Source organism: Myxococcus sp. MISCRS1 (assembly GCF_026626605.1).
Classification (GTDB): domain Bacteria; phylum Myxococcota; class Myxococcia; order Myxococcales; family Myxococcaceae; genus Myxococcus; species Myxococcus fulvus.
In genome coordinates this window covers 9,825,159-9,844,973 of record NZ_JAPNKB010000001.1, presented here as the reverse complement: position 1 = coordinate 9,844,973, position 19,815 = coordinate 9,825,159, and the positions used below count along the sequence as shown (strand labels likewise).

15 protein-coding genes and 1 pseudogene are annotated in these 19,815 nt (G+C 70.6%); 5 read left to right on the top strand and 11 right to left on the bottom strand.

Features of this window, described 5'->3' with window-relative positions; all coding sequences use genetic code 11:
* Positions 1-170: 170 nt before the first annotated feature.
* From OWM54_RS39620 to OWM54_RS39570, 11 genes and pseudogenes are all read right to left on the bottom strand, one after another.
* A complete protein-coding gene (locus tag OWM54_RS39620; RefSeq protein WP_267700679.1) occupies positions 171-1,688 on the bottom strand; it encodes a tetratricopeptide repeat protein in 1,518 nt (505 codons plus the stop codon).
* Positions 1,685-5,337 (bottom strand): annotated as a pseudogene (locus OWM54_RS39615) (tetratricopeptide repeat protein). The gene OWM54_RS39620 and the pseudogene OWM54_RS39615 overlap by 4 nt, the downstream one beginning before the upstream one ends.
* A gap of 212 nt (positions 5,338-5,549) precedes the next feature.
* Positions 5,550-7,085 carry a tetratricopeptide repeat protein gene (locus tag OWM54_RS39610; RefSeq protein ID WP_267700678.1) on the bottom strand — a complete coding sequence of 512 codons (1,536 nt, stop codon included), beginning with the start codon at positions 7,083-7,085 and terminating at the stop codon, positions 5,550-5,552.
* A 25-nt stretch (positions 7,086-7,110) separates the two neighbouring features.
* Positions 7,111-8,370: an outer membrane beta-barrel domain-containing protein gene (locus OWM54_RS39605; RefSeq protein ID WP_223747297.1), complete on the bottom strand. Its 1,260-nt coding sequence runs from the start codon at positions 8,368-8,370 to the stop codon at positions 7,111-7,113.
* 14 nt (positions 8,371-8,384) lie between these two features.
* Positions 8,385-9,206, bottom strand: coding sequence for an outer membrane beta-barrel domain-containing protein (locus OWM54_RS39600; protein WP_223747296.1), 822 nt, complete (start codon positions 9,204-9,206; stop codon positions 8,385-8,387).
* A gap of 368 nt (positions 9,207-9,574) precedes the next feature.
* Positions 9,575-10,249, bottom strand: a complete 675-nt coding sequence (gene rplC, locus OWM54_RS39595) for a 50S ribosomal protein L3 (protein WP_074951747.1) — start codon at positions 10,247-10,249, stop codon at positions 9,575-9,577.
* 147 nt (positions 10,250-10,396) lie between these two features.
* Positions 10,397-11,167, bottom strand: a complete 771-nt coding sequence (locus tag OWM54_RS39590; protein ID WP_223747295.1) for a hypothetical protein — start codon at positions 11,165-11,167, stop codon at positions 10,397-10,399.
* A gap of 65 nt (positions 11,168-11,232) precedes the next feature.
* Complete coding sequence (locus OWM54_RS39585; RefSeq protein ID WP_074951744.1) at positions 11,233-11,706, bottom strand: hypothetical protein; 474 nt, start codon at positions 11,704-11,706, stop codon at positions 11,233-11,235.
* Positions 11,707-11,764: 58 nt separating this feature from the next.
* Positions 11,765-12,850 (bottom strand): HupE/UreJ family protein, encoded by a 1,086-nt coding sequence (locus OWM54_RS39580; RefSeq protein WP_267700677.1) that lies wholly within the window; start codon positions 12,848-12,850, stop codon positions 11,765-11,767.
* Positions 12,851-12,894: 44 nt separating this feature from the next.
* Positions 12,895-13,464 (bottom strand): hypothetical protein, encoded by a 570-nt coding sequence (locus OWM54_RS39575; protein WP_046714240.1) that lies wholly within the window; start codon positions 13,462-13,464, stop codon positions 12,895-12,897.
* On the bottom strand, positions 13,461-13,619 hold the full coding sequence (locus OWM54_RS39570) for a lmo0937 family membrane protein (protein ID WP_141323900.1): 159 nt from the start codon (positions 13,617-13,619) through the stop codon (positions 13,461-13,463). Before OWM54_RS39570 ends, OWM54_RS39575 begins: the two co-directional genes overlap by 4 nt.
* A 302-nt stretch (positions 13,620-13,921) precedes the next feature.
* Between OWM54_RS39570 and OWM54_RS39565 the strand changes: the two genes are divergently transcribed.
* The 5 genes from OWM54_RS39565 to OWM54_RS39545 all read left to right on the top strand — a co-directional run bounded on the left by OWM54_RS39565 (position 13,922) and on the right by OWM54_RS39545 (position 19,297).
* Positions 13,922-14,659, top strand: coding sequence for a lytic transglycosylase domain-containing protein (locus OWM54_RS39565; RefSeq protein ID WP_267700676.1), 738 nt, complete (start codon positions 13,922-13,924; stop codon positions 14,657-14,659).
* Positions 14,660-14,883: 224 nt separating this feature from the next.
* On the top strand, positions 14,884-15,204 hold the full coding sequence (locus OWM54_RS39560) for an STAS domain-containing protein (protein ID WP_223747292.1): 321 nt from the start codon (positions 14,884-14,886) through the stop codon (positions 15,202-15,204).
* Positions 15,205-15,294: 90 nt separating this feature from the next.
* Positions 15,295-16,278 (top strand): AAA family ATPase, encoded by a 984-nt coding sequence (locus OWM54_RS39555; RefSeq protein ID WP_223747291.1) that lies wholly within the window; start codon positions 15,295-15,297, stop codon positions 16,276-16,278.
* Positions 16,275-17,243 carry a DUF58 domain-containing protein gene (locus OWM54_RS39550; protein ID WP_267700675.1) on the top strand — a complete coding sequence of 323 codons (969 nt, stop codon included), beginning with the start codon at positions 16,275-16,277 and terminating at the stop codon, positions 17,241-17,243. Before OWM54_RS39555 ends, OWM54_RS39550 begins: the two co-directional genes overlap by 4 nt.
* Positions 17,240-19,297 carry a transglutaminase TgpA family protein gene (locus OWM54_RS39545; protein ID WP_223747289.1) on the top strand — a complete coding sequence of 686 codons (2,058 nt, stop codon included), beginning with the start codon at positions 17,240-17,242 and terminating at the stop codon, positions 19,295-19,297. Before OWM54_RS39550 ends, OWM54_RS39545 begins: the two co-directional genes overlap by 4 nt.
* The last annotated feature ends 518 nt before the right edge of the window (positions 19,298-19,815 follow it).

The following is a 19,815-nucleotide window of genomic DNA, read 5'->3' as shown; positions in this document are numbered from 1 at the left end:
CTCTTGCTTCCTCGGGTGTGACAGCGGGTTCCGAGTTGGGTACCCGCGACTCTTTGCACGAGGCGATCCACACCCAAGTCCCTGAATCCTATGGAACTCGCTCGCCGCCTTCCAAACCAGGGCCCGGAGGGAGGAAAAAACTTCCTCCCGGCCCTGTAGGGACTGCCGTCCTACGGAGCAGGCGCGGGCTTCGCGTCCCGCTGCGGCGGGGCCGTGGGCACGGGCGCGGGCGCCTGGGCGTCCGTTCCCTGCTGCACGGCGTTGGACGCGCCCGCGGGGGCCTGCTCGTCGGCGGGCGGCGTCGCTTCCGCGGCGTCGGTGCCCTCGGCGGGCGCGCCGTCGGCCGGTGCGCCTTCCGGAGCGTTCGCGTCCTGCGGCAGGCTGTTGAGCATGTTGCCCCCACCGCCGGTGGCCTCGTCCTTCTTGTCGCCCTCCGCGCCGGCCGTCGCGGCCTCGGGCGGCGGGGCCTTGAGCATGTTCGTGAGGCCCGTGACCTTGGCGGTGATCATCTGCCGGTCCTGTTCAGACGTGGACTCCAGCGTCTTGCAGCGGTCCAGGAAGCCGATGGCGCGCTCCCAGCCCGTGCGGTCGGAGGCATAGGCCCAGCCCGCGCCGCACACGGCCTCGGGCAGGTCCGCGCGGTTGGCGAGCACCTTCTCGAAGGTCTCACCCGCGGCGATGCCCTTCTTCGGGTCCTTGCCCTTCTGGCCATCCAGCGCCCACGCCAGTGACAGGCGCGCCTCGGCGGAGTCGGGCTCCAGCTCCGTGGCGCGGGTGAAGGCCTTCTCGGCGCCCGCGTAGTCACGGTAGCTGAGCGCCAGCGCGCCCAGGTTCACGTAGGCCGGCGCGTACCGGTCATCGAGCGACACGGCCTTCTGGAACTGGGCCAGCGCGCGCGAGCGCTCATCCAGCTTCAGGTAGACCATGCCCAGCAGGTTGTAGAGCGACGGGTCCTTCTCCGCGTGCTTGCGCGCGGTGCCGACGAGCAGCTCCGCCTGCCGGTACTTCTCCCGCGCGTAGGCCACGTAGGCCAGGTTCTTGTACGCGCCGGGGTGGTCCTTGTTGCGCTCGAGCACGCGGCGCGCGGTGGCCTCGGACTCGTCCAGCTTGCCCAGGTGCCGGTACGTCGCGGACAGCCCGTTGAGCAGCGACGCGTCGTACGCGCGGCCCGGCGTCTTCAAGGCCTTCTCGAACAGCGCAATCGCGTCATCGCCCCGCTCCTGCGCGCGGTACACGCCCGCCAGGTTGACGACGGACGGCGTGTGGGCCGGGTCCAGCAGCAGGACCTTCTCGTAGGCGGTGCGCGCGTCGTCGACGCGGCCCTGCCGCTCGGCGATGACGCCCAGGTTGAACTGGGCGTTGAGCGTCTGCGGCGACATCACCAGCACCTTCTCGAAGCCCTGGCGCGCGGCGTCCAGGTCACCGGCCTCGTAGGACTTGATGGCCGCCGCGAACTGCTCGGCCATGGTGGACGTCTCCTTGGGCGCCGCGGGGGTCACCTCCGGAGTCGTCGAGGGCGCGGCGGCCGTGGGCTTCTCCGGCAGCGCGCTGGTGGTGGTGGGCTTCGTCTGGGGGCCCGTCGCGCACGCGGCCGTGAAGGCCAGCGAGCCGACGACGAGCGAGCGGAACCATTTCATCGGCATCATTCCGGTGTGAGGCGTGAAGGCGTTCTTCGCGTCGCGGGTCATGGCCGCACCTCCTGGACCTGGGCGGTGGGTGCCTGCGTCCTGTCCTCCGGCAGGGGCGTCTTCGGCGCGCCCTCCACCGGCGGGAGCTGAATCGAGGGAGCGCCCGGCTCCGGCGTCACCGCGGGCGTGGCCGTCGCGCCCGAGGGGCCACCGGGCTCGCGCGCGAGCTCCGCCGCCGCGAGCGAGTCGTGCGTGCGGTAGCCCACCTTGCGCACCTGGGCGTAGGTGCCCGGGTGGTAGCGGTTGACCTGGTCCTGGGCGGCCAGCGTCCACGGGCTGTAGATGCCCAGCTCGTAGGCCTTCTCCAGCGCCTTCTCCAGCGCCTCGTTGGCCTTGTCCTCCAGGGGCAGCGCCAGGTTCTCCAGCTCCGAGCGGTACATGCCGAGCTGCTCCTCGTCGAGCCCCGTGGGGTCCGGCGAGTCCATGATGTTGCGCGCGAAGTCCGCGTACGCGAGGCCGATGCGCGTGAGCGCCGCGATGCCCCACTCACCCGAGCCCGTGGAGAGCACCGCGAGGTACTCCTTCTCCACGCGCTGGATCTCCCGCTGCTTGGCCGTCAAATCCCGTCGGATGGTGGCGACGCGCGAGAAGCGGATGTCCGTGTAGCGCTTCCACGCCGGCTCCAGCGCCAGGAAGCGCGCGTGGGCGTAGGCGTTGAGCGCCGCGTCCTCCTTGCGCGTGGCCTCGGGCAGCCGGCCCCAGGCGCGCACCAGCTCCGTCTGCACGCGCTCCTGCTCGCGGACGTTCTTGAGCTGCTGCCACGCGAGCAGCTCGTGGTAGCGCGCCAGGTACAGCTGCGAGGGCGTGGCGCGCGCGTCGCGGCCATAGCCGTCCGCGAAGGCGCCGAACGCGCGGGCCGCCTCGCTCCACTTGCGCTCCTTCTCCCAGACGAGCGCCGCGGAGTACGCCACCTGCGGCACGTCCTTGCGGTCGCGGAAGCGCGCGACGTAGGCGTTGTAGGCCGCCACGGCCTTCTGGGCCTCGCCGGCGCTCTCCCACCACACGCCCGCGTTGAACTGGGCATCCGCCACCCACGCGCCCGCCTCGGCCACCAGCGCCTTGCGCTCGGCGGCCTTCTGCGAGCGGCGCGAGTCCGCGTCCTCCTCCGCGCCCGGCGTGTCCCCCTTCTTCGCCACCGTCTTCGCGCGAGCGTCCTTGCCCTTCTTGCCCTCCGCATCGCCCGCCTTCAGCGCGGCGTCGTAGCTGGAGAGGAAGGACTCGGCCAGGGTCGCGGCCTTGCGGTAGTCGGCGACCTTCTCGTAGAGGCCCGCCAGCGTGTAGCGCGCCTTGAGCTCGAAGGGGCTGCGCGGGTACTCGGCCAGCACGCGCTCGCCCGCCTCGATGCCGCGGTCCAGCTCCCCCGCCTCCTGGGCGATGGACATGGCGTAGGTGAGGGCGCGGTCCGCGTTCTCCGACTTGGGGAACTCCTTGACGTACTTGAGGAACTCCTCGGCGGCCTTCTTCGGGTTCTTCTCCTGCTTGTAGACGACCTCGTCCACCCACTTGTAGTGGCTGCCCTCCACCACGCGGGCGACGCGGGCGGCGAACTCGGAGCCGGGCTTGGACAGCTTCTTGTTCTCGAGGAACTTGCGCGACAGCGTGGCCAGCTCCAGCCACTCCTGGCGGCTCTCCAGCACGTACATCGTCAGGTCCGCGGCGTCGCGCGAGCGGCGCTCCTCCGGGAACTTCTCGATGATTTCTCCGAAGCGCCGCGCCGCGTCCACGAAGTGGCTGCGGTCGTAGAGGATGACGGCGGCCTGGTAGCGCAGGTCGATTTCATCCTGCGTGCCCGGTAGAGCTTCACGTAGACGTCGCACGCGGAGACCAGCCGCTCCTCGAACTTCGTGAGCGCCTCCTCCTGCTTCTCCTTCGCGTCGCGCTTGACGATCTTCTGGCGGGCGACGTCGCCCTTGTCCTTCTTCTCGTCGACCTTCTGGCCGTCCTTGAGGTCGCTCTTGGCCAGCTGGCCCCGTTCAATCTTCACCAGCTTGTCGTAGGCGAGGATGGCGTTGAACGCGGCGCTCTTGCGGTAGCTCTCGTTGGAGACCTCGCGCGCCGAGTCGCGGTCCGGAATCTGGAAGGCGACCACGGCGTCGTACTCGGCCGCGGCGGCCTGCCACTCCTCGAGCGCCCAGAGAATCTCCGCGTAGAAGAAGCGCAGGTTGAAGGCGGAGTCCGCCACGAACTCCGGGTTCGCGTTCGACGCGAAGGCGTCCACGTACTGCTTGTAGATGTCGCGCGCGAGCCGGTAGGTCTCCACCTGGCGCGTCTTCTGCGCCTCCTGGTGGTACTCCGTCACCATCACCCGCATCGCCTCTTCCGTGACGTTGAAGGCGTTGCGCAGCACGGGGGCCTTGCCCTCGTTGGACTTCCACCACTCGCCGCCCGGGCTGTAGAGGTCCACCATCCGCTTCATCTCCTTGCGGACCTGCTGGCGGTTCCTCAAGCCCTCGAAGGCGCGGACGATGGCCTGCTGGTACTCCGGCGCGTTGGCGCCCATGGGCTCGTCATCCACCAGCGTGCGGTACAGGAGGATGGCGCTGTCGAAGTGTCCCGCGTCCACCAGGCCCGCGGCCGTCTTCGCGAGCAGCCGTCCCTGGCGCTTCGCCGGCGCCTTCTCGCGGAAGTACGCGATGGCCTGCTTGGGCTGGTCCAGCTGGACGTAGAAGACCGTCAGGTCGTTGAGCGCCTCGGTGCGCAGGTCGCCAAGCTCAGGCTGCTTCGCGGCGTAGTCCACCACCTCGTGCAGCTTGGCCAGGCCCGCGTCGTAGTCGCCGGTGTTGTAGTCACACCAGGACAGCTTGTAGACGGCGTACGCGTAGATCTTCGGGACGCCGGAGTCGCGGGCCTTCTCGTAGTTGGCCTTGGCGGGGATGAGCTTGTTGGACTCGAAGTAGTGGTTGCCGAGCTGGATGTACGCGTCCGGCACGAACTGCGAGCGCGGGAACTCCTTGATGAGCTCCTCGTAGCGGGCCACGGCGTCGTCGCGGCGGCCCAGCTCGTAGAGGTTGTAGCCCATGGAGAAGAGGACCTCGTCGCGCTGCGGGTACTGCGGGTAGCCGCGCAGGATGTCCTCGTAGATGCCCATCGTCTCGGTGCGGTAGCGCTCGCTGTCGCGATGGTCCTGCTTGGGCGGCTCCGCCTTCTCGCCGCGAGCCACGGCCGCGTCGTACTTCTTCTCCTCCGCCAGGAAGCGGTCCATCTCCAGCTGGTAGAGGTACTTGGACTTCTCCCAGTACAGCTCCGACAGGCGGTAGAGCATTTCCGCCTTCTGCTGGTTGCCGTCCTGCAGCTTGGGGATGAGGCGCTTGAAGGCCTCAATCGCCTCGTCGCGCTTCTTGTCCGCCAGCGCGTTCTTTCGCGAGTCCGCGATGCGCGGGATGTCCGCGAACTTGGCCGTCGCGGGCTTCACGCGCGCGGGGCCTCGCCGCACGTCCTCGGGCGCGACGCCGGGCGGAGGCTGAGCTTTCTCCTCGGCCTTCTTCGCCTGGGCGCCCTTCCTGCCCTTGTCCGCCCCTGGATTCTTCGACGCCGAAGCCGCGGGCTTCTTCGCCGCCTTGCGCGCCGGCGCTTCCGCCGCCTCCCCCACCCCGCTGGTGGCGAGCGCCACGCCCACCGCCAGCGCACCGAAACGAAGCACCACCTTCATGCGAGCTCCCGCCTGTGACGCCGCCCCGCCCCCCGAGCAGTCATTCACCCGGCGACGAGGGACGAACGAAAGTAGACGCGCCTACCCTGAATGAGAAGTGGTGTGGAACGGCTCTTGCGACGCAGGAAACACGAAGGGGACCACCCCGGCACACGATGTGCGCGAAGGAGGTCCCCTTGGGTACGAAGGCCGGGCACCGTGTGCCCGGAATGTCACGGTTGGGCGTCCGCCGTCTTCGCCGGGCAGCCCCGCTTCAAGGTGTACTGGTAGTAGCCAATCTCGTCGATCCAGAACTCGCCCTGGAACTTCCAGTAGTTCCACGCCGCGCCCGGCATCTTCGGTCGGTAGAGCGACTGGCGCGTCAGGAGCGCCTTCTGGTCCAGGCCCGCCTGCAGCAGGTCCTTCTCATCCAGCGCCGTCTGCACGCGGATGATCTCGGCCTGGTCGGAGAACGTGCGCAGGTTGTCGGCCGCCTCACGGATGCGGCTTCGGGCCAGCGTCCCACCCACCTGGAGCAGCGTGCCGCGAATCTCCTCCAGCGACGCCACCGTCTGCGTCGCCAGGGGGGTGCCGCGCCAGGGCCCGGAGGACAGCTCGCGCTTCTCCTGGTCCACGCGGGTCAGCACGCGCATCACCTCGCGGATGCGCTCGTTGTTGCGCAGCCACAGGTACACCGGGCGCGGCAGGCGGCGGTTCTCCGCGGCCACCAGGTTGTAGGCCTGGATGAGGTCGCCGTCCTCGGCGGTGAAGGGCTCGAGCTGCCTGGCCATGGGGCCGTACAACTCGTCGAAGGCCGCCAGCGTCGTCTTCACCTCGTCGTAGAGGCACGAGTAATAATAGACGGTGGACTTGAGGATCCACGACTCGGGCTGGAAGGCCCCGGCGAACTGCGGAGCGTGCAGCGCCTGGAGGCTGCCGAGCGCGCCGCCGAAGTCCTCGTTCTGGAAGCGCGCGAAGCCGTTCTCGAACAGGGCCTGGTCCCAGTAGCGCGTGTAGCGCGGCACCCGCTCGTACGCGGCCGTCGCCTCCGCGTACTCGCCCCGGCGGTAGTGCAGCCGCCCCAGGCCGATGAGCGCCAGGTGCTGCGTCGCCTTGAGCTCCACCTGCGGCTCCTGGGAGGCCAGCGCGACGTTGAAGGCGGCCAGCGCCTCCTTGTCGAGCGCCTCGCCCTCACCGGGACGGCCGGGGAAGCGCGGGTCCGCCAGCACCACGCCCAGCAGGTAGCGCGCCTTGGCGTACACGCGGCTGTCCCTGGGCACCGCCTCCAGCAGCGAGCGCGCCTCCTCGAAGCGCATGCGACGCTGGCTCACCGTGCCCACCAGGTAGTTGATGCGCGCGAGCACCTCCTTGGGCAGCGTCACCCACTGGTCCCTCACCTCGTCCGAGTACGCCTGGTTGAGGATGCTGGGGATGAGGTTCTGCTCGTCCAACTGCTGCTGCATGTCCACCAGCCCCTCCACCGCCTTGAGGTACGAGGGGTGCGAGGGCCCGGCGTTGACGATGGCCGCGTAGGAGATGAAGGCCGCCACCGGCAGGCCCTTCTTCGCGAGCGACTGGGCGAGGAAGTACTCCGCCTTGCCCTGCGTCTGCGCGTCGCCGCCGGCCTCGGAGGCCTGGAAGAAGAGCGGCGCGGCGGTGTCGAGGTCGCCCGCGTTGAAGGCGGCCAGGGCGCGGTTGTAGCCGCCCGGGTCCTGGGCGCTGGCCGCGAGCGGAGCCAGGACGGCGAGGAGAGGAAGCAGTCGTTTCATGGCGAGTCGTGCCTTCATGGCGCAATCAGAAGAGGAACGAGAAGCCTGCGTAGAAGCTGATGTTGTTGAGCACGTCGGAGGACGGCTCGGCCACCAGGTCGCGTCCGAGGATGATGTCCTCGCGGTAGTTCTTCTTCGTCTTCGGGTCGACGCCGTCGAACTTCTGGTAGTTGCAGCTGCCGCTCAGCTGCAGCGCGGCGAAGTCCTGCCCGGTGGAGCGCGCGGCCTCCAGCGCCTCGAAGTCCGCCAGGTTGCAGCCGTCCACCTTGTCCACGCGGGCCGTGTAGATGAGGTCGCGGACCTCCAGGCGCAACGCGTAGGACTCACCGAACTGCAGCCGGAAGCCGCCGCCCACCGAGCCCAGGAACTTGGTGCCCGTGTCGCCGAAGCGCGCCGGCACGTCGTAGCGCTGGCCGTCCACCTCGTTGGAGACCGCGGGGCGGATGAGGTGGCGCGTGGAGCCGATGCCGGCGCCGCCGCTGAGCACCAGGCTGAACTGCGCCAGCTTGTTGTCCAGGAACGCGAACTTGCCGTACAGCGGCGTCACCTCCACGCCCGCCTGCGCGCCCCACACCAACAAGAGCGACGAGGCCGCCTGCGCCTGCTCACGCACCTTGTCGATGAGCTCCAGGTTGAAGCCGCTCTCGTTGGTGTGCCAGTTGTACTGGCCCGTCACCTGGAGGCCGAAGTTCTCCTGCAGGTGGTAGATGTATTGGAGCGCGGTGCCGGCGTGGTTGGTGTACTTGCCGTTGACCTGCACCACCGCCGGGTACAGCGCCAGCTCGTGCTTGCCCTCGTCCGCGAAGCGCTTCTTCTGGACGATGTGCAGCGACACGTTCGGGTTGTAGAGCGGCGCGCCGTTCACCAGGCGCTGCTGCTGCGCGTCGGTGGTGCGTGGGGCCTCGTCGGACGAGGCCAGCACCGGCGCGTCATCCGGCGTCACCGGCGCGTCCACGTCGTGCTCGCGCGCGGGCTCGGCCACCGCGGGCTCGGTGTCCTCCTGGGCAGGCAGCTCCTCCTGCACTGGCGCGAGCGCGGGCTGCACCGAAGGCTTTTCGGCGGACTGCGTGGGAACGGTGGGCTCTGGACGCGAGGTCGGCGCGCGGGGAGCCTCCAGCTTCGGCTCGGGCGCGGCGGGAGGCGGCGGCACGGAGGTCTCCGCGCCCGGAGCGGGCACGGACGGCGCCTCCTCGGCTTGGGCGAGGAAGGCCGCGGACGTCGGGAAGCGCGGGGCCGCCTGGGCCACCGCGGCGACGAGGAGCGCGAGGGACAGAATCGGTCGCATGGTTCGAAGGTGCCCTAGAAGGAGTAGGTGTAGCCGAGGTCGAACTGCACCAGGTGCGTGAGGCCCGGACTGGACGCGGACTCACCCGTCACGCGGCCCGCCTCCCAGTCCTCGCGGACCAGGTTGACGCGGTAGTTGTCGCGGAACACCCAGTCGCGCACCTCCAGCCGCAGCCCGTGCTTGTCGAGGATGAAGAAGCGGAAGCCCACCGCCGCGGACACCATGGGCGCCACGCGCGTCTCGCGCACCCAGTAGTCCTCCGACGCGCTGCCCCGGTCATCCAGCGAGGTGCGGTTGTCGCAGACGCCCGCCTGGCGGTTGACGACCTGCGAGCACTGGATGACGGAGTTGCGCTGGAAGCTGCCCAGGCCGCCGCCGGCCCACACATAGGCCTGGAAGTGCGCGGGCAGGTCCGACACCAGGCTCAGCTTCCCGTAGATGGGCGCCCAGCGGATGCCCGCCACGCCGTGGAGGTTCATCTCCCAGAGGTCCTCCAGCTCGTCCGTGACGCGCTTGTCCTCGCGCGCCAGGAAGCTCTCGGAGATGGAGCGCGCCAGGCCCGTGTGGCGGCTGGCCGCGTAGCCCGCGCGCGCCTCCACCGCGAAGGTGTTGAAGAGGTTGTAGGCGACGCCGAGGTTGAAGAAGTAGTGCGCCGTCAGGTGCGTCTGGAGGGGCAGCCCCACCCCCAGGGACACCTCGAGCTTGCCGCCCGGCTCGTACAGCCGGTTGCGGACGACGACGTTGTCGAGGACGGCCTCGTCATCCTGCGCGGCGGCCGCCGAGGCCGCCAGCCAGACCACCAGTGGTGCGAAGACGCGGAGCGTGCGTGCGTTCATGGTTCCTGCCCGGCCCAAGGGGTTGGGCCGACGTGTGCCAGGGCGCCTGCGTCACCGACGGCCAGGCCCCTTCATGGCGCATCCATGTGCACACGCCTTCCACGCCAGACAAGCCACGGAGCCCAGGAGGCGGAATTATTTTCACCCCGAGGCTCCCGCGCCGACCACCTCTCAACGTTTCCGGATGCCCGACAGCCCCCGAGGACGGAAGATGGTCCACCACGCTTCCCACGGCGGGACACACCTGTGCCCACTCACCGCGGGGGAACCAGAGGCGGAAAAGCGAACGCCCCGCCCGGATGCCCGACGAATCGGGCCCGGAGGCGGGGCGTCATGAGGGCTTCAGGCGAAGCCGCTCGGACAGCGGATCAGGCGCGGCGCGCGGCCTTGTGCTGCTCGCGCATGGCCACCTTGATGCTCGGGCGGACGTACACGATGGCGTTGTTGTGGCCCGGGACGGCGCCCTTGACCAGGACGAGACCCTTCTCCAGGTCCACGTCGACGACGGTCAGGTTCTGCGTGGTGACCTGCTCCACGCCGTAGTGACCCGGCATCTTCTTGTTGGGGTAGGTGCGGCCCGGCGTCTTACGCTGACCGATGGCGCCCGGGTGACGCTGGTACTCGTGCGTACCGTGCGTCTTCGTCTGCGAACCCTTGAAGCTCCAGCGGCGCATGACGCCGGAGAAGCCGCGGCCCTTCGTCACGCCCGTGACGTCCACGAGCTGGCCCTTGGAGAACAGGTCCGCCTTGACGGCGTCGCCCACGTTGAAGGAGGTCGCCTCCTCCACCGTGACGCGGAACTCCTTCAGGTGCCGGCGGTAGGGGGCGTTGTTCTTCTTGAAGAAGCCCCGCTCGCACTTGTTCAGGATCTTCTCGCGGATCTCACCAAAGCCCAGGGTGACCGCGGAGTACTGATCCTTCTCGGGAGTGCGCTTGCCCACCACCTGGCAGGTGCTCACGTCGATGACCGTCACGGGAACGAGGTTGCCCTCGTCGGTGAACACCTGGGTCATTCCGATCTTCTTGCCAATCAGACCCTTCACGTCGTCCTCACACTGCCAGCGCGCGTAGGCGCGGAAAAACCCAATAAAATCAATGATCTGGCCCGCGAACTACTCTGCGGTCCCCAGGAAGCGGCGCAATGTAGCAGACATACCCCTGACGTCAAGCACTACGGGAGCCAGGATCCCTCACTGCGCGCGATCGAGCCGGGGATAGAACGCGGCCAGCTGTGGATCAGCGATGCGTTGAGCGTACACGTCCTCCCCGAGCAGGAACAGCGCCTGGTCCAGATAATCCTCGGCGGCCTTCACCTGTTCCTCGAGGGTGGCGATGGACTGGTCGATTTCCGCCATGCGCGCCTCGTGCTCCTCCTTGCGGGCCTCGGCCTCGTCCTCCATCTCCAGCAGGCGCTTGTGGGCCAGGATGCCGGGGGCGCCGGGCTGGCCGGGCTCCGGGGTGAGGGCGGTGGCCAGGCGCGCGTCCAGGTCCTCGACCTCCCGGCCGAGCCGCATCTGGGTGAGGCGGTTCTTCTTGAGGTTGGTGCGCGCGGTGTCGATGCGGGCGGGGTCCTGCCGCGTCAGCTCCATGTCCGCGATCTTCTTCTCCAGCTTGATGAGGCCGTCGGCGGCGTAGCGCAGCTCCGCGCGCCGGCTGGCGAGCGTCTTGCGCAGGTCCTTCACCTTGCCGTCGATGGCATCCACCGCCTTCTTCCACTTGCGGACGATGGCCTGGTGGCCGGCCTTCTCCTGCTCCTGTTCGTCGAGGAAGGCCTGGTAGGCGGCATCCTCGTCGTTCATCTCCTGCTCGAACGCGGCCAGTTCCTCGCGGCGCGCCACCACCGCCTCCTCCGCCTTGTAGACGCGGTCCATGGAGCGGGGGCAGGTCGGCTTGCCCGGGAGCCTGTCGCGGGACAGGTCTCCCAGCTGGAAGATGAGGTCGTCGTAGCTCTCCTTCGCCATGGGCGGATTTCTACGCCCAAGGCCCCCGGACTGTCACCGGGAGAGCGCGCCCCCGGCGCTCGAATTCAGGAGTCGGCGGGCGCGGCGGCCTGGGCGGGGCTCGCCATGGTGGCGCCGGCTAGGGCGCCCTCGGCCATGGTGAGCAGCTCGCGGGAGCGGTCCTGCTCCTCGGTGCGGTTGAGCTCGCAGACCCAGGCCGAGGACAGGTCCGCCTGCTGGCGCGCCAGCTCCGCGGTGGCCTCGTAGCGGGCGGCGGACGCGCGGGCGAAGGCCCCCTCGCGCCGCAGCTCCAACAGGGTGTCCGGGTCCAGGATGATCTCCTCGGGAGGCACCGGTAGCGGCCCCCGTCCCAGCGCCGCCAGTCGCGCGAGCAACCTGGAGGCATGAGCCCGGCAGAAGGCGGCCAGCACCATCAGCCTCGCGCGCATGCGCGCATCCATGATCCGCTCGGCGAGCATCGTCATCCGCCGCGCGGAGACGACCTCCGCCTCCCACGCGGCCGCCAGTGCCGCGGCCAGCCGGGTATGCCTCGCACCCATCTACGTCCCCCGATCCCTACCCTCTTCGAGGCCAACGTAGGGACGGGGTCCGCGGGATTCAACCGAGTGCGCGCTGGACCATCCAGTACCCACCAGCCGCGAGGATGCCCACGGACAACACGCGGACGGTCCCCAGGTGCGCGCGCGGCCGGCGCTGGAGCATCCGCAGGGGCGGCAGCAGCACGGCGACCACGAGCGCCTGGCCCAGTTCCACGCCCAGGTTGAAGCCGAGCAGCCCCTTCACCACGGAGTCTCCCAGGCCATAGCCCGCCAGCACGCTCGCGAAGCCGAAGCCGTGCACCATCCCGAAGAGGAACGTGACGAGCGCGCGGTGACGGTGCTCGCGCAGCACCAGGTTCTCCACCGCGACGTAGATGATGGACAGCGCGATGGCGGCCTCCACCCACCGCGCCCGCTCGCCATCCAGCACCACCCAGCCGAGCGCCGTGGCCCCCAGGGTCAGCGAGTGCGCCACGGTGAACGACGTCACCAGCAGCAGCACGCGCTTGAACCCGCCGCCCACCAGCAGCACGGCCAGCAGGAACGCCAGGTGGTCCACGCCCTCGACGATGTGGCGCATGCCCAGCCCCACCCAGCCGAGGAAACCTCCGATGGCGGACGAGGACACCTCCCCGGGGTCGGGGATGTCGAGCGAGGGCTGGCCCGCCTCCGCGAACAGCGCGCCCGGCGCCCCGCCCTCCCCCACGCTGCCCAGGATGACCCGGTAGCCCGAGGGCAGCACGGACAACACCCCGTAGCGCTGGCGCAGCCGTCCCTCGGGACAGGTGAAGGTGGCCGTCAGCTCGACGAACGTGGCCCGCGCCCGCGCCGCCTGGGCCGTGCGCGCGCAAGGAGCGCCGCCCGCGGTGAGCGGCAGCACGTCCCACACGCCGCTCGAGAGGACATCGGGGCGCGCGTCCAGCTCCGCCTGCGACAGGGCACCATCCGAGTCCACGTCCACGCCCGCCGGGATCAGCCGCCCGAGCGTCGCGGCCGTCAGGGTGAGGACCTGGCGGACCTCGGACGCGCGGGCGTCCGGCGTGCGACGCACCTGGGTGTAGAGGATGTCTGCGTCGTGGGCGGAGGCGGCGTGCGCGCTCAACAGCAGGCCCGCCAGGAGCCCCCACCAGGGGAACCTCTTCATGGCGCGCGAGCCTGCCGCCGGGCGGCGCCCGAGTCCACCCCGCCCTATTCCTGGATGACCTCGAGCTGGATCTGCTGCCGGCCGCTCAGCCCGCCGTGACGGGCGCCGCAGCGGGGGCAGAAGATGAGCTGATCCCACTCCCACAGGAGCTTCACGTCCTCGCCGCAGCAGAGCATGGGGATCACACGCAGGAGCTCATCCGGCTCCGGGTCCATGGGGCCCGGCATCGACTCGGGCTCCACGGCGACGAAGGTGGGCCGGGGGTTGAGCGACAGCGTGCGCGAGACGTGCGCCAGCTGCTCGTAGCGGACGTGGTTGGCCCACGCGCGCGCCACCGACTCCAGATGCGTCTGCTGCGCGGGCGTGAGGAAGCCATCCGCCTCCGCGCGGTGGCCGCAGTAGGGACAGCGCCACACCGGCAGCCCCTCCTCGCCCTCGTGCGCGTTCTCCAGCGTGAAGAAGGCCTGCAGCTTGTGCAGCAGCGCACGGGCGTCATGCGGGCCGGGGCGCGTCTTGAACGCGCGCATGCAGCTGGGACACTCGCGGCGGGTGAAGCCCGCGGTGTCCCGGGGCAGCTCCACCCCGTCCGCCCTGGGACCTCGGACCGCGCTCATGACACCGCCGTCCTCCGGCCCCGCGACACCACGCCCAACACGAACGTGAGCAGCGCGAACAGCAGCAACAGGTGGACCCAGTAGCCCTCCGTGGAGCCCACCGTCAGTCCCGTGCCCCACAGCACGAGCAGGATCATCCCCATGGTCCAGTACACGTCGGCACCTCCCCCGTATCCCCATCCCGGAGCGGCCCAAGGTAGGAACGCGGTTGCCCACCGGCAACCCAGTGCTTTTCACAGGAAGCAAAGTTCCCTGTCCGGGCATTTTTTCCGACGCCCGAGAAGCCCGCGTGCCCACCAGGAACTCGGTGTTCCAAGAGATCTAAAGGAGATACCCGCGCGCAAGGGGCACCCTGGGCCCTGGCACGGCGCCTGCTTGGGTGCCTCCTCGTCGGAGTCGGGGTGACTGAGCGCGACTTCCGTGGGCTTGTGGGCATGGGGTTGCCGGGGAGGGTGGGATGAGGGGCTGGACGGTGGCGGTGACGGCGGCGGCGATGCTGTTGAGCGCGGGGGCGTACGCGTTTCCGGTGCAGGTGCCCACGGGGCCCCAGGGGGAGCCCGCGGAGGTGATGTACCTGCGCGCCTCGCTGGAGCAGCGGGAGCGGGAGCTGAAGGCGGCGCTGGCGAAGCTGGAGAAGTACGAGGATGAGGCGATGTTCGCGCAGGCCGAGCGCCTGGGCGTGGTGGAGATGGTGAAGGCGTCGGGGCTGCCGGTGCACCAGCAGCGCCGGCTGGCGGTGGCCATCGTCCGCGAGGCGCAGCGCAACAACGTGGACCCGCTGCTGGTGGTGGCGGTCATCCGCTGCGAGAGTTCGTTCAACAACTACGCGGTGTCCCACGTGGGCGCCATGGGCCTGATGCAGGTGATGCCGGACACGGGCACGTGGCTGGCGGACAAGGCCGGCTTCCGGCTGGGCCGCTCCACCAACCTGTTCGACGCGGAGACGAACGTGACGCTGGGCACGGCCTACCTGGCGGACCTCATCAACCGCTTCGGCTCCGTGGAGAAGGCGCTGGTCGCCTACAACGCGGGCCCGGGGCTGGCCCGGCGCATCCTCGCCAAGAAGGACGCGCGCACGAAGTTCATGGCGGGCTACCCCACCAAGGTGGTGAAGGAGTTCCGCAAGCTGAAGGCCCAGCAGGAGCGCGAGCTGACCCTGCGAGATCAGCAGAAGACGATTGACCGGCAGGGTTGATCGGCAGGCGACAACCAGGACGCCCGCCATCTGACAGTCGTGTAGATGTTGCATCCCGGCGGCTGAAATTCCTTCCCATCTCCAGGCAGTGTTCGCGCCTGGCAGTGCACCCCATGGATATTCCATGGGTTTTCCGGGTGCGACATTGGCCCGGAATGTGCTCCTGCCGCCGTGCCCGAGACTTCGGCACAGCGCGCACACGCATCGATTGGGAGAGCACAGCAATGGCGGGTTTGCAGATCCACCGTGAGGACGTCGCAGGTCGCATCACCCTGCGTCTGGAAGGGGTTCTGGACGGCAAGACGGCGCAGGAGGTGCAGACGTCGCTGGACACGTTGCAGGGCCAGGACGTGGTGGTGGACTTCACCCACCTGCGGGAGTTCAAGGACAGCGCGGTGGGGGTGCTGACGCGCAACCTGGCGAACTCGGTGAAGCTGCGCGGGCTGGCGTCGCACCACGAGCGGATGTTCCGTTACTTCGGCGTGACGACGGGCGTGGTGGTGCAGCGTCCGTACTACACACCCGAGGACGTGCTCTCCCTCTAGTCGAGGGAGGCCGAGCAGGCGGGCGCCCCTGGAGGGTGCCCTGGAGTTGGCGGTGCCGGCCCCCGGGGGAGTCGGCTAGAGTGACGGCGGATGACCCAGCCCGCCCGCGTCCTCGCCGCCGACGTACCGTCCCCCGCCTCCGCGCGCCCGGCGATGGAGAGAATCGCCGCCGAGCTCGGTCGCGCCGTCGAGGGCAAGGAGGCCCAGGCGCGCCTGGTGACGACGTGCCTGGTCTCCGGTGGGCACCTGTTGCTGGAGGACGTGCCGGGTGTCGGCAAGACGACGCTCGCGGAGGCCCTGGCCCGGGCCTGTGGGCTGAGCTTCGCGCGCGTGCAGTTCACCGCGGACCTGATGCCCGCCGACATCCTCGGCGCCCAGGTCTTCCACGCGCAGACGGCCACCTTCCAGTTCCGTCCCGGTCCCCTCTTCCGTCAGCTGGTGCTCGCGGACGAGCTCAACCGCGCCCCGCCGCGCACGCAGTCCGCGCTGCTGGAGGCCATGGCGCAGGGCCAGGTGTCGCTCGACGGGAGCACGCACGCCCTGCCCTCCCCCTTCACGGTGGTGGCCACGCAGAACCCGGTGGACTTCTCCGGCACCTACCCGCTGCCGGACTCGCAGCTGGACCGCTTCATGGTGCGCCTGTCCCTGGGGCACCCCGCCGCCGACGTGGAGGCGCGGCTGCTGGCCACGCGGGGCCGCACGCCGCCCCTGGAGGCCGTCAAGGGCGTCTCCAGCCCCGAGGAGCTGGCGGCCCTGCGCGCGCTGTCCGCGGAGCAGCGGCTGGACGCGTCCGTGGCGGAGTACGTGGTGCGGCTGGCGCGGGCGACGCGGGAGCACGGCGACATCGAGCGAGGCGCCTCCACGCGCGCGGTGCTGGCGCTGGGCGCGGCGGCCCGCACGCAGGCCCTCTGGGAGGCCCGGGACTTCGTGACGCCCGGGGACGTGCGGGCGGTGCTGGTGCCGTGCTGGGCGCACCGCGTGCTGCTGCGCAGCGCCGTGCAGGGCGTGGCGGCGCGGGACGAGGCGGCGCACCTGTTGGAGGAGCTGGTCCGAAAGGTCCCGGCGCCGCGGTGAAGTCCACGTGGAAGCAGCGCTGGGCGCGGCTTCGCGCCAGGCTCCGTCCGCCGCGGACCCTCCGGGTGACGCGCATCGGCCGCACGTACCTGGTGGTGACGTTCGGCGTGGGGCTGGGCGCGCTCAACACGGGCAACAACCTGCTCTATCTGCTGTTGGGCCTGCTGCTGAGCATGGTGGTGGTGTCCGGCGTGCTGTCGGAGCGGTGCATCCGGGACCTGTCGGTGCGCCGGGTGGGCACGGACGCGGCCTTCGCGGGTGAGCCCTTCGCCTTCCGCTGGGCCGTGTCGCGCAAGCAGGGGCAGGCCTTCGCCCTGGCGCTCGCGGAGGCGGACTCGCCGCTGACGGGCGCGGGCGGCGTGGGCTACCTGCCCTCCGGCGTGGAGCACATCGTCCGCGCGGACCTGGTCGCGCCCCGCCGCGGGCCGGTGCGGCTGACGGGCGTGCAGGTGACGACGACGTGGCCCCTGGGGCTGTTCGCCAAGACGCGCGTGCTCTCCCTCGACGGCCTGCTGCTCGTCTATCCCAAGCGCGGCTATGCCTGCATGGACCCGGGCGACGCCGAGCGAGGGCCGGTGGGGGACGCGGGCAACCCGCGCCGCAACGACGGCAGCGGCGACATGACGGGCCTGCGCGAGCTGGCCGAGGGCGAGGACGCGCGCCGCATCCACTGGCTCAAGAGCGCGTCGATGGGGAAGCTCCTGCGCGTGGAGCGCGAGCGCGAGGAGCGCCGCACGTGGATGCTGTCCATCGAGCCGGGCCTGGAGGGCGAGGCGCTGGAGCGGCGCTGCGAGGAGGTCGCGGCGCTGGCCCACCGGCTGCTCGAGGACGGCCATGAGGTGGGCCTCCACACCGCGGAGGAGCGGCTGCGCGCGGGCACGGGCGCGGCGCAGGAGCGGCGCATCCTCAGGGCCCTGGCGTGGCTGGGCTTCGAGCGGCCGCGGGACGAGGAGGCGGAGGCATGACGCGCGGCTCACGACTGCGACTGGTGCTGCGCGACGTGGCCTCCGGCTGCGCGTTCGGGTCGATGGCCGTGTCCGGCCAGCTGCCGCTGTGGACGCTGGGCCTCTATGGCTTCTCGCTGGTGGCGGCGCTCCTGGGCAAGCGGCTGTTCGCCCGGCGCGCGAAGCTCACCGCACTGTTGCTGTTGGGCGTGGCGGCGGTGCTGGCCGTCAATGTCACGGCGGGCTCGCTCAACCTGGTGGTGGCCGCGTGTGCCTTCGCGGGCCTCATCTCCGCGCACCGGCTGCTGTCCACGCCGGACCCGGCCACGGATGGACAGGTGCACCTGTCCGGCCTGTTGATGGTGGCGGGCGGCGCGGCGCTGTCCGGTGAGCTGGTCTACGGCCTGTTCCTGGTCGCCTTCAGCGTGCTGTCCAGCGTCTCGCTGGCGCTGGGCGTGGTGGAGTCGGCGGTGCCCGAGGGTGAGCCCATCCCGGTGCGCCAGGTGCTGCGCCCCCTGAGCACGGGCGTCAGCTTCGCGGTGGCCGGCGCGGTGGCCTTCTTCATCCTCTTCCCCCGCCTCAACTGGAACATGACGGGGCCTCGCGCGTCGCCGGGCATCGGCCCCGCGACGACGGGCTTCTCCAACACGGTGCGGCTGGGCGGCACGGGGACCATCAAGGACAACCCGCGCGTCGTGCTGCGGGCGACGCTGAACCCGGACCCGGGCGTGGATGCGCTCGGCGCGTACTGGGTGGGCCGCACCTACGACATCTTCGACGGGCTGGAGTGGACGAACGCGGGCGGCGTGCGCAAGGAGCGCGAGCCGCTGCTGACGCTGCGTCCGGGCGGCGACAACCTGGTGCACCAGCGCGTGGAGCTGCTGCCGGCCTACGGCGGTCGCACGCTCATCGCGCTCGAGACGCCGTCGCGGCTGGGCAACGCGGTGGCGAACACGAGCACGGGCGGCCGGCGCACCTCGCTCCAGGAGCTGTCCGGCGGCGAGGCGCGCTTCCTGGAGCCGGGCATCTCCTACTCCTATGAGGCGTACAGCCTGCCGCCGGGTGGCAGTGGCGACCGGTTCCGCAAGCTGCCCCCGGTGGAGCAGGACGCGCTGCTGGCGCTGCCGGAGAACATCGACCCACGCGTGGCCCAGACGGCGGCGCGGGTGCTCGACGGCGAGCGCGAGCCGATGGCCGCCGCGCAGAAGCTGGCAGCGTGGCTGCAGCGCGAGCACTCGTACACGTTGGAGCAGGCCGGCGAGCGGGATGACCCGCTGGCGGACTTCCTCTTCGAGCGCAAGGCCGGGCACTGCGAGCACTTCGCCACCGCGCTCACGTTGATGCTGCGCACCCAGGGCATCCGGGCCCGGCTGGCCACGGGCTTCTTCGGCGGCGAGCGGGTGAACGAGGGCTACATCCTGCGCGCCGGTGACGCCCACGCGTGGACGCACGTGCTGGTGCCCGAGCGCGGCTTCGTCACCGTGGACGCGACGCCGCCGGCCAATCGTCCGGGCCAGGGCTCGAAGTGGATGCAGCGGCTGCTGGGGTTGTACGAGGCCATCGAGTCGCGGTGGCGCAACTCCGTCGTCGACTACTCGTTCCGGGACCAGGTGGACGTGGCGCGCGCGCTGGTGCGTCCGCCCAAGGGCTCCGAGAAGAACGAGCGCAGCCAGCTGCCCCCCGCGCGGGCCTGGGGCGCGGCGCTGGTGGTGGGCATGCTCGTCTATGCCGGGTGGCGGCTCGTGGAGCGGCTGTCGGGACGGCCTCGTCCGCTGGAGGCCACGCGCTTCGTGGACGCGGTGGAGGCACAGCTCGCCTCGGCGGGCATCGCGCGGGGTGACGACGAGACGCTGGAGGAGCTGCACGCGCGGATGGCCTCGGACGGCCACGCGCTGGCGCCCGCGCTCGCGCCCATCACCCGGCGCTACCTGGAGGCCCGCTTCGGCGGGCGTCCGCTGCGACAGGGCGAAGCAGACACGCTGCTGCGCGCCTTGAAGAGCGCCGTCTCCGACTTCGTCCGCATGGAGGCCCAGCTGCGGGCCCGTACGGATGAGCGGCGCGCCCGCGCCTCCTGAGGGAGTGCGCACCGGCACGCGCCCGCCTCGAACGGCGAGCCCCGGCACGGCGGCAGACCCCAGGGATTCCCGCCGGGGACGTCGCGCCCGGCGCGGCTGAGCCTCACCGCCCTGCCCGCCTCGGGCGCCATGGGCTCGCGTGGCGGGTGGCCCTCCGGGCGTCCCCCCGGGCGCGGAAAATCGCGCCGGACAGCGGCCGCCGGAGTCGTTAGCCGTTCATCCACGGGAAGGCGAAAGGCGCCGTGCGCGGCCCTCTCGTCCAAGGGCGCTCACCTGCCAGGCGGGCAAGGGAGCTTCCGCGCTCGCTCGGCACCTCGGCTCCTCGACAGGGCCCAGGTGCTCCTCCCTGGAGGCGTCACGTGCACAGACGGGCACATTCTACAGCCGCGAAGTCCCGGCGAGTTCCCAGGTCGGCCGTAACGGTTACAGCCCTCCTTCTTTGTACATGAGCGACGGTTCCGCCAACCCCCCGCAGACACAGGGGAAGGTGGTGTGGGTGGCGCTGGCATCCGGGTTGC

Coding starts and splice junctions, on each gene's coding strand:
- OWM54_RS39620 (WP_267700679.1), bottom strand. CDS start 1,688: ATGACCCGCGACGCGAAGAACGCCTTCACGCCTCACACCGGAATGATG.
- OWM54_RS39610 (WP_267700678.1), bottom strand. CDS start 7,085: ATGAAACGACTGCTTCCTCTCCTCGCCGTCCTGGCTCCGCTCGCGGCC.
- OWM54_RS39605 (WP_223747297.1), bottom strand. CDS start 8,370: ATGCGACCGATTCTGTCCCTCGCGCTCCTCGTCGCCGCGGTGGCCCAG.
- OWM54_RS39600 (WP_223747296.1), bottom strand. CDS start 9,206: ATGAACGCACGCACGCTCCGCGTCTTCGCACCACTGGTGGTCTGGCTG.
- OWM54_RS39590 (WP_223747295.1), bottom strand. CDS start 11,167: ATGGCGAAGGAGAGCTACGACGACCTCATCTTCCAGCTGGGAGACCTG.
- OWM54_RS39585 (WP_074951744.1), bottom strand. CDS start 11,706: ATGGGTGCGAGGCATACCCGGCTGGCCGCGGCACTGGCGGCCGCGTGG.
- OWM54_RS39580 (WP_267700677.1), bottom strand. CDS start 12,850: ATGAAGAGGTTCCCCTGGTGGGGGCTCCTGGCGGGCCTGCTGTTGAGC.
- OWM54_RS39575 (WP_046714240.1), bottom strand. CDS start 13,464: ATGAGCGCGGTCCGAGGTCCCAGGGCGGACGGGGTGGAGCTGCCCCGG.
- OWM54_RS39565 (WP_267700676.1), top strand. CDS start 13,922: ATGAGGGGCTGGACGGTGGCGGTGACGGCGGCGGCGATGCTGTTGAGC.
- OWM54_RS39560 (WP_223747292.1), top strand. CDS start 14,884: ATGGCGGGTTTGCAGATCCACCGTGAGGACGTCGCAGGTCGCATCACC.
- OWM54_RS39555 (WP_223747291.1), top strand. CDS start 15,295: ATGACCCAGCCCGCCCGCGTCCTCGCCGCCGACGTACCGTCCCCCGCC.
- OWM54_RS39545 (WP_223747289.1), top strand. CDS start 17,240: ATGACGCGCGGCTCACGACTGCGACTGGTGCTGCGCGACGTGGCCTCC.